Origin of the sequence: Acetobacterium sp. (assembly GCF_036508315.1) — a bacterium.
Lineage (GTDB): Bacteria > Bacillota > Clostridia > Eubacteriales > Eubacteriaceae > Acetobacterium.
This window is the reverse complement of sequence record NZ_DATCHP010000008.1, coordinates 1-12,494: the sequence shown is the minus strand read 5'-3', so window position 1 is coordinate 12,494 and position 12,494 is coordinate 1. Positions and strand designations below refer to the sequence as shown.

Below are 12,494 nucleotides of genomic sequence, written 5' to 3'. Positions count from 1 at the left end.
TAAAAGCAATGTCTGAAAAATAGCTTTTTTTACAGATAGCTCTTAATTTCTTCAACCTTATCAAGTTTTTCCCAGGGCAAATCGATGTCTGTTCTTCCAAAATGTCCATAGGCTGCTGTTTGTTTATATATAGGTCGTCTCAAATCAAGGGCATCAATAATGGCAGCCGGTCTTAAATCAAATATCTTTTCAATAATATCCACGATTTTTTCTTCGGTTATAATACCGGTTCCAAAGGTTTCCACTGCAATAGATACGGGTTTTGCAACACCAATGGCATAAGCTAGTTCAATTTCAGCTTTTTGGGCCACTCCCGCTGCCACTAAATTTTTAACAACCCATCTGGCTGCATAGGCTCCGGAGCGATCTACCTTTGTTGGATCTTTTCCTGAAAAAGCGCCTCCGCCATGTCTTCCTGTTCCCCCGTAGCTGTCAACGATAATCTTTCTTCCCGTTAATCCGGCATCTCCCTGGGGTCCGCCAATAACAAACCGTCCTGTGGGATTTACATAATATTTTGTCTTGTCGTCTAATAAGCCGAAGGGAATCACTTCTTTAATAATATGCTTGATGACATCCTTTTTAATCTGTTCCAAGGTAACTTCTTCAGTATGTTGGGTGGATATGACAATGGTATCTATTCTTGCCACTCTTCCATCGTCATCAAATTCTACCGTAACCTGTGATTTTCCGTCAGGTCTCAAATATTCCAATGTGCCGTTCTTACGAACTTCCGTTAGTTGTCTTGTTAATTTGTGAGCAAATGAAATAGCAGGTGGTAAATACTCTGCTGTTTCGTTTGTTGCATATCCAAAAATAATGCCCTGATCTCCTGCCCCTGTACCAAAATCTTCTTTGACGCCTTCCTGTTTTGATTCATAGGCCTTGTCAACACCGAGAGCGATATCTGCTGATTGTTCGTCAATGGAAGTCAGCACTGATATGGAATCTGCGTCAAATCCGCCATTTTTTGTATAGCCGATTTCTCTGATTGTATTTCTTACGATCTTTGGAATATCAACATAGGCATTTGTTGTAATTTCACCCACGACTAAGGCCAATCCTGTTGCTACGGTTGTTTCCGCCGCAACTCTGGAGTATGGATCCTGTTCAATTAAGGCATCTAAGATTGCATCTGAAATTTGATCTGCTATTTTATCTGGATGTCCCTCTGTTACTGATTCTGAAGTAAAATATTTTCCCATATTATTTTTCTCTTTTCATTTTATTTTTTTGATTGTTCGTCAAAACATTTAAATTTAATCCAGGTACCGTATTCTTGAAAGCCGTCTTCTGTTGGTCAAAAAAAATTGAGCCGACAAATTCAATGATTTGTCGGCTCAATTTTTCGATTTATTGTAAGCAATTTTTACAATGGACGACAAATGCTATATTTCATTTTGGTTTAAAACAACACAAAGAACCCTTTATTTTGCAGCACAAACACGTGCAGGTGCATGTACACGTACATAAACACAAACACACACTGTTACCTTTCATGATGTTAATTCCTTTGTTTTCCATATTGCTTTGCCTCCTTGTTGTTATTACATATATATCCTATATGTTTTGTATACTTAATATATACTAAACAATTTTACTTGTCAACATCTTTTTTCAATTTTTCACAAAAGTTTTTGCTATCATAACCAAAAGGCAATTCTTTGTGACGTGTTGGGTAAATACAAAAAAGCACAGTCTTGATGACCTGTGCTTTTTTGTATGCTATTAATTCTTCTAATCGTTAAATAATCGTTCTCCAGTTTCTATCCAAAGCAACTGCTTTGAGCTTAACGTCCGGATTAACAGCTACAGGTTGGCCTACCAATTCAAGGAGATCCATATCGGAGTAACTATCTGCGTAAGCTCGACTGAAACTCCAATCAATGGCCTGGTAATGAAAATATTCAAGAATTTTCTCTTTTTTCATTGCACCACTGATTACCTCCACTTCTATATCGGGATCAAATATGTTATTCGAAAAATGCAGCTGTGTACCGAATACTACATCAAATCCCAGGTGTTCCCCAACATATTTTAATAGGTCATGATGTGCCCCTGAAAGAAGGATCGTATAGTAACCCTGTGAACGACACACTTCTATCTCTGAAACCATATTTTTAACCAATAACGCGATTATTTTCTCAGAGCAACCGCAAAAGAATTGACTGGTTTCTTCCTGTGTCATCCCTACAAAGATCTGGTTAAATTTTTTTACAGCCAATATCCTCATCTCTTCACGAGACATCTTGAAATTTCTCTCGGATTTATATTGGATATATAAAAAAATCAAAGAAAAATAAGTTCTATAGTATTTTATTTTTGAATATCTTTGTTCTTTCCAATGGCGAAGTACAAATGGTAACGAATCTTTAGGGACAAGCGTTCCATCAAAATCAAATATTGCTAATTTCAAAAAAATCCTCCTGGTATAATATTCATGTATTAATATAAATGTCTTCTGCATGTTTCATTTGTTGAGCTAATCGTCTAATTCGGGAACCAACGGTTTTTATTGCCAATGAGATTTCAATAGCAATAACTATTACGCAACCAATTTATAACGGTATCTTATAAGATCTATATACCCATTAATTTTGTTATGAAACAAAACACGACTTTCAAACTTTCGGTCAAAATTTAATATTTGACTATTTTATAGAAAAACCTTTTGGCTATTTCTGCTGTGATAATATAGCAGGCAACAATTCCTAGGATGATCAACAGAACCCATATTGGAAGCGGTTGAAAACCCAACAAACCCGCCAATGGCGTGTAGGGCAATAGAAAGGTAATAATAACTATTAGGAACGTTGTCAGAATAAGATATTTTCCAGGAGTACTTTTGTAAAAGGGCTTTCTGGTTCTGATCACCAGAATAATTAAAGCTGCTGAAACAACAGATTCAATAAACCAACCGGTACGAAATTGGATTTCGGTTGCCTGAACTAAATAAATCAGCACACCAAAAGTCAGGTAATCAAAGAGAGAACTGACCAAACCAAATGTCAGCATAAATTTCCGAATAAACTTTATATCCCACCGTCTTGGCTTCATGATCAGCTCATTATCAACGGAATCCGATGCAATGGTCATTTCCGGAAAATCCGTTAATAGATTCGTCAATAGAATCTGTTTCGGCAGTAAGGGAAGAAAGGATAAAAACAGAGACGCACCAGCCATGCTGAACATGTTGCCAAAGTTTGCACTGGTGGCCATAAATACATACTTTAATGTATTGGCAAAGGTTATTCTGCCAACTTTGACACCATCAATCAGCACTGCCAGATTTTTTTCAAGAAGGACAATATCCGCAGCCTCTTTGGCCACATCCGCGGCGCTGTCCACTGAAATACCCACATCGGCAGCATGCAGAGCAGAGGCGTCATTAATACCATCTCCCATATAGCCCACCACATAGCCGGCTTTTTTAAGGGCAATGATAATCCGTTCTTTTTGGTTTGGCTCAACCTCGGCAAAAACGGATATCTCAGAGACCTTTTTCAACAAGGCATTGTCACTCATTTCATGTAACTCCGGTCCTGTTAGAATTTTTCCATTCATGCTACCTATTTGAGAAACCACATTGGCCGCAATTAACCGATTATCTCCCGTGATAATTTTTAAATTAACGCCTAATCCCTTCAGTTCATTGATGGTATCAAGGATATTCGGTTTAAGAGGATCGAATAAAGTAATGAACCCCAAAAATATCATCTCTGATTCGTGTTCGCTTTCATGCAATGACTCGATTCCAAGCTTATATGCGATACCAAGGGTTCGATAGCCCTGATTACTATATTCCTCATATTTTTCCTGAATTTGATCCTGAAACTGGGCAAGATCGACTATTTTACCATCTCCCATTTCAACCTTAGTGCATACGGATAACACATTTTTTAAGGCTCCTTTGGTAATGACTATTTGGACTTTCCCATCATGGGTGAAATCCGGTGGCTCTGTGAGTAGTATGCTCAATCGCTTTCTAATAAAATCGTAGGGTTCTTCGCCTATTTTAGTATATCCTGAAATATCGAATTTTTTATACGTTCGAATGGCCTCATCAATCGGATTGACAAAACCGGATTCAAAGGATGCATTTAAATAAGCATAGAAAAGTATTTTTTCACTTTGATTGCCATTGATATCCAGTGTTGACTGCAATCGGACGATGCCATCGGTGAGCGTCCCTGTTTTGTCCGAGCAAAGTACATCCATGCTCCCAAAGTTTTCGATAGAAGCAAGGCGTTTGACGATAACCTTCACCTTTACCATTAATTTTGCACCATGGGCCAGGTTAATGCTGATAATGGCAGGCAATAATTGGGGAGTCAGACCAACTGCCAATGCCAGTGAAAATAGCAGAGAATCCAACACTGGTCTGTTTAAAAATACATTGATTGCAAAAATAATAATGACAATGGTAAGCGTAATCTCCATCAAGAAAAAGCCAAATTGTTTTACCCCGCGTTCAAACTCGGTTTCCTGGGGTCTAAGCTTTAATCTTTCGGATATTTTGCCAAATTCAGTGTCCTTACCCGTAGTTAGAACGACTGCTTTTCCATTTCCACTGATCACATGGGTACCCATCCATAGGGAATTTTTCCGCTGAGCAAGGGCTGTGTTTTCAGGCAATATTCCTGTCTGTTTTTCAAGTGGAAATGTTTCTCCCGTTAACGTAGCTTCATCGATAAAAAGGGCATTGGACTCTATGATCAGGCAGTCTCCGGGGATCACATCCCCGGCTTCTAATATCACGATATCCCCTGGGACTATTTCTTCCACGCTGACTTCGGTGGGTGATCCATTTCGAAGTAGCGTTGCCTTAATTTGAACCAGTGCAAGTAGTTTCTCAACCGCATTACTGGCACCATATTCCTGCCAGAAGCCCAATAATCCACTTCCCAGGACAATGATTAATATAATGATTGCATCTGCATTATCGTTAAGAAAAAATGAAAGCCCAATGGCAAAAAACAGAATTAAAATAATAGGGCTTTTAAACTGTGAAATTAAAAGCCCTAAAGCACTATGTCTTTTTTTAGGTTTAATAGAATTTGGCCCTACTATTTCAAGCCTTTTTTGGGCCTCTTCATTTGTTAATCCGTCCTGACCGGTTTTCAACTTTGTGATGACATCGTCAACTGGCATTGTCCAAAATTTTAGTTTAGTTTCTAGCATAGACTCTCTCTCCTAGTATGATCAATGGTTTTACTTCGTGCACTGGCGCTCTCATATAGTTTATGTCGATACATTTCATCTTCAGCATTTTTTAATATTTCTTAAATGTTTTCCTTTTCCAACTTCTTCGTTCCATTACCAAAAGAAATTGAAATCTTAATAGCACCTACTTTTTCATTTTCTGCATTCTTTTTTATGGTCTTTAGGATTTTTCTTGAACTCGATGACATTTTTTTCAACAGATTCTCTTACTATCGTTAATTTATTCAACCGTTCTATTCCGAGAATCCCAAACATTTTCCATGTTCCATTTTTCCGGGGTTTCTGATTGCCCTTATTCTAACTTGCTTTCATCTATTTGTCTGTATAGTTTTAAAGTTAAAAAAACTAAAAAATTCCCTCAGACTATTTATCTGAGGGAATTCACAATGATCCATTCTATTATTTGAAGTAAATGGAATCATCTTATACCTCAGTCTTTTATCATCCCAATTAAGACAGCATATCTAAATTTTTATTATTTTTAGTTCCGAAGCGATTAATCAAAAGAATTATCTTATTTTCAATAATAGTTTAATGACTTACTTCTTTCCAATTGCTTTTTAGCACTTTCATAGATTTCATTTATATCCTCTGTTTCTTCGTACTTAGTAGAAAATCCAAAAGAAACCGACAATGTTATTGAATTGATCTTTACTTCATCCATGCTTTTTTTAATCCGTTTAATGGCCCGTTCCACTTTCCCGCCGACTGTTCTTGGCATGATAACAACAAATTCATCACCATCCAAACGAGCAACAACATCAAAGCCTCTGCAACCATTTTTAAGTATCTGAGCTACCTTTTTAATGAAAACATCGCCAACCGTATGCCCGTATTGCTTATTTACTTGATCCCTGGAGTTAACATTCAGTAAAATAATTGAAAGCGGATAGTATGATTTTTCATCGAGCCTTATTAATTCTTTTTCAAAAAACTTTCGATTGTAGGCTCCTGTGAGCTGATCACAAAAAGTCAAAGATTCTATAGTATCCTGGTTTTTTCTTTCTTCAAGCATTTCTTTTAAAAATTTCTTTTTTTCAGTTGCATCCTGAATAAAGCAAACTAAACCTGTAATTTCACCACGATTATTTTTTATGGGAGCCCAATGATTTTTGCCCAATACAATTCCACCATTTTCATCATTATATTCTTCAATGGAAGAAAACTTTTCCCCTGATAAAACCCGGTCAAAAAAACTTTTCATGTTTTTGCGTTCTTCATACTCATCTATTAAATCAAGAAATTTCATACCTAAGGCAATGTTTGCACCCCATTGGGACTTAGCCATTTCCTTGTGTCGATTATTAAAGCTTAAATACCGGTATTCTGTATCTAAACCAAAAATAATAAATTCATGGGTTATTTCAAGAATTGTTGTTAAAAGAGTATTTGCAATCTCCAACTTTTCAGATAAAGCAAGAGCACATTCTTCAATCGATTGTTTGCTTCGTTTATTTCTTTCATCTTCATTAATTGTCTCCATGCTAATTGTTTCTTTATCGTTTTTCACTAAGCATCACCCTTCTCAGAAATATTAATTCTAGTCTTCACGTTAAATTAAATATATTTTCAACTTAATCCAGTTCAATGAGGAAGTTCGAAATCTCTTTCTGCATTGTAACATTTTCATCATCAACTATCTACTTTTTTATGCATCAATGTATAATTCCCAATAAAGAAGATCTATTCTGTTCTAGCCCATCAAATGGTTTTAGTAAAGTAATCATACCCTAGCGGTTTTGCAATAGCAACGCTCTGTTTATGATGGTATTCTATCATAAATGGCGTTCGTTTTCGAGACTAGACTGTGAATTTATTTTAAATCTCGGAAGGTGGATTATTAATTGAAAAACATGGTGTTATTAGTCATTCCATCGGTTCCAAAAACTGTCTGAATCATGGATCCATCTGAATTTACCCAAATACGGATACTACTCAGCTTATTGTTGTCGAAAGGAATTTGAGTGGTGCTTACTTCTATACCTTCTCCTCCAAGCAAGCTTTTCACCTGATCATAGGTTAAACCATCTGTGATCTTGTCTGCTTGTTCCTGAGTAACTGGTTTGCTAGTCAAAAACGCCAATTCTTCCCGAACTGGATAAAACAGTGTTTTACTTGCAGCTTGATTATTTTCATTGAAAAGAACACTGACCCCAAAACCTGTATTTTCATCTGTATACGTAAACGAATTTTTCAATTGAGAACTTTCTGTTGGCACAACCCCCAACTCCGCATCAACCTGATCCTTTGTCTGGTCAAGCTGGACTTTGTTATAGAAGTCAAAAACAGTTTCCTTTGATAATTTAGTTTGATTTGTTTGATCTGTTGAACCTGTATTGCCGCTGCAACCGGAAATTAAAACCAGCAGTGATACCATTGTTACCATAAGTGCGAGGGATATAAATCTTTTCATAAAACCGTGCCTCCTTTATTATCTAATTCCAGAAATATGTCTTTACCGTTGAGTTTAAGAGAATAGCCTACTCGTCATTAGAATTAATCTCACCTTTTAAAAATGCCCTTCTTTTACGATACTCTATGATTGGGGCATCCCCTTGAATGAGATTTTCCTTCATTTTAAGTTCGGTTTTTTTTGGCTTTTGAGTTAGAACAACCCGTCTGTCCTGATGAAGAATATAGCGATTACCAATATTACTTAACCTGTTAAAGACTTGTTTTAACACCGGCTGCTTAAGATTTCTTTGATAAAACCTTAGGTAGATCCGGGTGTTTTCTTCATCAATTGGAGCAAAAACAGCAACAATTCTTATATCGCGACTAATTCTATTTTGCCACATATTCGGCATTTGAAACTGAAGACTGAAGTAGTCCTTATAATTTTCCATTTCACTGGGTTTTAGGGGTTTTGTCAGGCCATCATCTTTCACATTGTGAACGTAAAAAGTCATTAGGTTATCCTGCGACTTTACAACCGGACCATTCACCAAGGTCTTATGACCTCTGCCAATGCTGTTACCATGAACAAAAGGTAAATGAACAACATCCAATTGATTTTCTACAGCTCTTGTATAATGAACCGGCCAGACTTCTGAAAAGCCGCCATAAGAGAAGCCTTTACGTAAGTATTTAAAAAACGGGATTTCAGGGAGTTCGGCATTATAGTCGCCATACCAGAGCCATATAAAACCGTATTTTTCTTTCACTTGATAAGCATTGACTTTAAATCTCTCTGGCACAGGGGTGTTTTTACCATTCGCCGGTATTTCGATTACTCTGCCTGTTGCATCATAAACTAATCCATGAAATGGGCATCTTACAGTATCCTGCTCTAATTTTCCAGCACTTAAAGAGGCTCCTCTGTGGCAGCACTTATCAAAAATACAATGAATGTCACCGTTTATGTTTTTCCAGATGACCAGCTTTTCACCCAGTCTTACAACACCAATAGGTTTATTGGCCTTTATCTCTTTTGCATCCAGTATTCCATACCATTGGTTTCTAATCATCTTGAAGCCTCCTTTTTATCAACTAATTCTGTTTTTTAATAAAAATTTCTTCATGAACATTGCTTGCGTTAATTTAAGGCTTATGATGAAAGAACATCCCGGCGGATAGAATATGCTATATAACGCTTTATTTCTTATCTTTTTTACGCAAATGTCCGACATGATTTTCATCATATTCAATAACATATAAATTTTCATCTTCTTTTTCAGGTTCATCCCCAAAATCGATGTGTCTCTTTGAAGGATACTCTTCAAAGATTGTAATTCGCTCTAAATTTCTAATCGCAGGTTTATAGGAAGGATCAAGGGCATAGGCGGCTCGATAATGCCTGTGTGCCAGATTATCTTCCTTTAAAAGTTCTTCCAATATACCATACAAATTCTGCACAATAGGCGAATGGGGATTTTCAAACATGGCCTGTTTAATTTTTTCCTCTGCCCATGGATAATTCCCCTCTTTTAGAGCGTTTTTAGCCAAGGCCACATATTTTTCGAACTCATTTAAAATATCACTCATATTCTTCCTCCATCTTTTTCATTGATTCCAATCATTGCTATAATGTTTCGAATCATCTTACTATTCACATTAAAATTTCTGATATTCACTTCATATTCATAATACCCATATAAGTTAGAAATAAGCAGATACCCATGGGAGATTTTCTGTCCTATGGGTATCTACTTTAATAATTTCGCCAGTCATAACCATTGATCTATGCTATTACTTGAGCTTTAAACCTTTTTTACTTTTTTTAAGATAAACCCCGGCACACAAAAACCCTGAGATCAATAGCCAGGACCAAACCATTAAATTTCTACTGGAATCTCCTGTCTTTGGATTTTTAGTGGAAGCAGACTTCACAATGACCACTGTATCCGAAACATTGGAGCCTGAATCGGTAAAATTCGAGTCAGTTCCATTTGAATCTGGATCAGTTAAACCTGATTCTGACACAGGAGTATAAACCAAAGCAAAACTGCTGAAATATTGGGATTCAAAGCTTAAAATCGACCCATTCAATTGACTTGGAATCTCTTCTGCCACTCCATTATGAATGCGTATCAATCTGAAATCCGTTCCCTTATTAATCAAATTTCCAATATCTATGGACAATTGAATGGGTTGACTTAACTCGGACAATTCCCTTACACCGTAGGTATTCAATAGGTAATTAAACAGCAACATATTTAAGCGAATATTGAAACACTGTCCCACACTCTGTCCATTGGCAACACTATTAATCAAGAACTTATCCCAAACACTCATATCCGATGGATCGATTTTATCCAATATTAATTGGGCATATGCCGTTGTATTTTTTGGAATACCCGATCCGGTTAAAATACTTTCCAAATCACCGGTTACCGTTACATTTAAACCCGAGTTATTCTGTAAAATGGGTTGATACCGATCCGCTCCATTAACATCAGGAGGATTTAGCGAGAAATGAGCCTCTGCTCCAAGATTGGTCGATGCACTAAAGGTCCAACTGGCATCCGTACTGGCACTGACCCCATTCACAAACCAGCCATCAAATTGATAACCATCATTGGCCGCAGCTGTTAAAGTGACCGAATCCCCATCCGAGAAGAATCCCCCTCCAGTTACGGTTCCCCCCTGAGTTGGTACTGCTGTCGCGGTTATTTCATGCTCGATTTCTATAAAATGAGCGGTATAGGTTTTGGTTCCATTGACCACCGGTTTGAAAACCGGTGACACGGCTCCTTTGATGCGTCCGTTTTCATCTGACCAATATGCAAATACATAATGTAGTTTTATGGGTATTGCCGTTAAAGTGGCGGTTGCACCATAGGTATAGGTCTTCTGTCCGAAAACATAACCGGTTCCTTCCGGATCCACATTGGCTCTGATATCATGGGTTGTTTTTTCAAATACGGCTGTTAAGGTCGTATCTTCAGATATTCTGAAGAGATAACTTCTGGCGTTGGAGACCTTCAAACCGTTTTGGTTTACCCAATGGAGAAACTTATTCCCGGGGTAGGCCACAGCATAGGCCATGACATACTGACCTGATTCAACTTCTTTTTCTCCGGCGATGACAGCGCCTACTAAAAAGGCTTTCCCCTGTAAAATGGATTCTTCGGTTACAGTGAGTTTAACGGTTTCTGTGGACTTAAAATGTGCCATCAAAATAGTACTTCCGGTAACTGTAAACTCATACACAGCTTCCTGGCTGACTACATTCCCTTTGACATCTGTCCAGTTGGTAAACTCATAACCGTAGCCGGGTATGGCCTCCACACTTGTTGTTTCTCCAACAGTAGCATCCAAGCGGATGCCTCTTGTCATGTTGCCACGAAGATATTCTTCTGGAATGGGGATAATCCTCGCTCCATCCGTGCCTGCAAAGGTTGCCGTCAGACTAATATCGCCTGAATTAATCCAATCTTCATTTAAAGTAAAGGAATAATCCAAATCTGCTGAGATACAGGACTGATTGCCCTGGGCATCCGTCATCATCCAACCGGCAAAAGCATATCCCATATCAGCCTTGGCAGACAGTGTGACAACTTCACCGAAATTATAGGGTCCGTTTCCAGTGGCGGTTCCTCCATTCCCACTGGTGACATTCACCTGGTAAACATTCGGTGTAAAGACCGCCGTCAGGTTGGTGTCTTTGGTAAGGGTGATGGCATCACTGCTTTGGGTGGAAACCTGTTCCCTGGTATCCGCATCCAACCAGACTGTAAAGGAGTAACCTGGTGAAGGAACCGCCGATATGCTGGCCTGATCAGCCGCGGAAGATGGATTGTAACCGCCTTCCCCTGATACGCTTCCCCCTGAAACCGGATCTGCCATGATGGTCAGCACAAATGCTTCATTGCTGAAATCAACCTCAAGGTTGCGATCGGCAGTGGCAGTAAAATTATAGGTACTTTCCTGACTGACGCATTGACCGTTTTCAAACCAGCCCACCAGCCGGGCACCTGCCAAAGGTGAGGCTACAAGCGAAACCGATTCCCCGGCGGGAATCGTTCCGGCATCAGACACGCTGCCCAGGGTTGGATCATTGACGGTGGCCGTTACATTATAGGTTTGCGGTGAGAAATTCGCGGTTAACTGAACCGCTTCCCGGGTGGTAAATGTGTAAACAGAATCCGCACACACAAGATTTCCGGTACTGTCTGAATAACCATTGAAAACATAGCCCACTTCCGGTATTGCCGTTAAGGTCACCGGTTTTCCATAATCATAGGTACCTGTTCCGGATACGGTTCCTCCTTGAGCCGGCTCAATATCAACTGCCACATCATATTGGATGGGCTGGAATTTTGCAAAAAGAATATGATCAATATAGCCGACAAAATCATATTCCGGTGTATCACAAACCTTGATCCCCAGCAAATCATACCAGCCAACAAATTCATAACCTGTTAATGGCACTGCATTAAGATAGAATTCGTCCTTTGTTTCCGAAGGTTGGTAAACCTTATAAACACGGCCTCCCTCAATGGGATCCGGAAAAGCTAACAGCCACAATCCATTATGGGAAAAAGCCGCCACCAATGTTCGATCTTTTGCGGCTACAAAAGTATAGGTGGCTTCTTTCTCAACTTTTTTCCCATTCTCATACCAGCCTTCAAATTCATAATCTTTCTTTTCTTCTGCTTTTAGGGTAATGGACTCGCCCGCAGTGGTAGCCAGTCCGGTTTCGGGTATGGCCACATCATCCGAGGTGACAGTACCACCCTCAACATAATCACATTGCACTTGTATCTTAACCGAATTGCCTACGAAGTTAGCGATTAGGGTTGCATTATCGGTTACCTCAAAGGTGTACT

9 protein-coding genes are annotated in these 12,494 nt (G+C 38.6%); all 9 read right to left on the bottom strand.

Annotated features, from left to right (window positions below; translation table 11 throughout):
* Window positions 1-29: 29 nt before the first annotated feature.
* Window positions 30-1,205 (bottom strand): methionine adenosyltransferase, encoded by a 1,176-nt coding sequence (gene metK, locus VIK44_RS00975; protein ID WP_331551961.1) that lies wholly within the window; start codon window positions 1,203-1,205, stop codon window positions 30-32.
* 539 nt (window positions 1,206-1,744) lie between these two features.
* A complete protein-coding gene (locus tag VIK44_RS00970; protein ID WP_331551960.1) occupies window positions 1,745-2,416 on the bottom strand; it encodes an HAD family hydrolase in 672 nt (223 codons plus the stop codon).
* A 224-nt stretch (window positions 2,417-2,640) separates the two neighbouring features.
* Complete coding sequence (gene mgtA / locus VIK44_RS00965) at window positions 2,641-5,181, bottom strand: magnesium-translocating P-type ATPase (protein ID WP_331551959.1); 2,541 nt, start codon at window positions 5,179-5,181, stop codon at window positions 2,641-2,643.
* Between the two features lie 101 nt (window positions 5,182-5,282).
* Window positions 5,283-5,420, bottom strand: a complete 138-nt coding sequence (locus VIK44_RS00960) for a hypothetical protein (protein WP_331551957.1) — start codon at window positions 5,418-5,420, stop codon at window positions 5,283-5,285.
* A gap of 323 nt (window positions 5,421-5,743) precedes the next feature.
* A complete protein-coding gene (locus tag VIK44_RS00955; protein ID WP_331551956.1) occupies window positions 5,744-6,733 on the bottom strand; it encodes a diguanylate cyclase in 990 nt (329 codons plus the stop codon).
* Between the two features lie 330 nt (window positions 6,734-7,063).
* Complete coding sequence (locus VIK44_RS00950) at window positions 7,064-7,636, bottom strand: hypothetical protein (RefSeq protein WP_331551955.1); 573 nt, start codon at window positions 7,634-7,636, stop codon at window positions 7,064-7,066.
* A gap of 67 nt (window positions 7,637-7,703) precedes the next feature.
* The gene (locus tag VIK44_RS00945; RefSeq protein ID WP_331551954.1) at window positions 7,704-8,690 is read right to left on the bottom strand and encodes an aromatic ring-hydroxylating dioxygenase subunit alpha; all 987 of its coding nucleotides are present in this window, start codon (window positions 8,688-8,690) and stop codon (window positions 7,704-7,706) included.
* 127 nt (window positions 8,691-8,817) lie between these two features.
* On the bottom strand, window positions 8,818-9,207 hold the full coding sequence (locus VIK44_RS00940; RefSeq protein ID WP_331551953.1) for a hypothetical protein: 390 nt from the start codon (window positions 9,205-9,207) through the stop codon (window positions 8,818-8,820).
* A 204-nt stretch (window positions 9,208-9,411) separates the two neighbouring features.
* Window positions 9,412-12,494, bottom strand: a 3,083-nt coding sequence (locus tag VIK44_RS00935) for an InlB B-repeat-containing protein (RefSeq protein WP_331551952.1), incomplete at its 5' end; no start/stop codon positions are given.

Coding starts and splice junctions, on each gene's coding strand:
- metK (WP_331551961.1), bottom strand. CDS start 1,205: ATGGGAAAATATTTTACTTCAGAATCAGTAACAGAGGGACATCCAGAT.
- mgtA (WP_331551959.1), bottom strand. CDS start 5,181: ATGCTAGAAACTAAACTAAAATTTTGGACAATGCCAGTTGACGATGTC.
- VIK44_RS00950 (WP_331551955.1), bottom strand. CDS start 7,636: ATGAAAAGATTTATATCCCTCGCACTTATGGTAACAATGGTATCACTG.
- VIK44_RS00945 (WP_331551954.1), bottom strand. CDS start 8,690: ATGATTAGAAACCAATGGTATGGAATACTGGATGCAAAAGAGATAAAG.
- VIK44_RS00940 (WP_331551953.1), bottom strand. CDS start 9,207: ATGAGTGATATTTTAAATGAGTTCGAAAAATATGTGGCCTTGGCTAAA.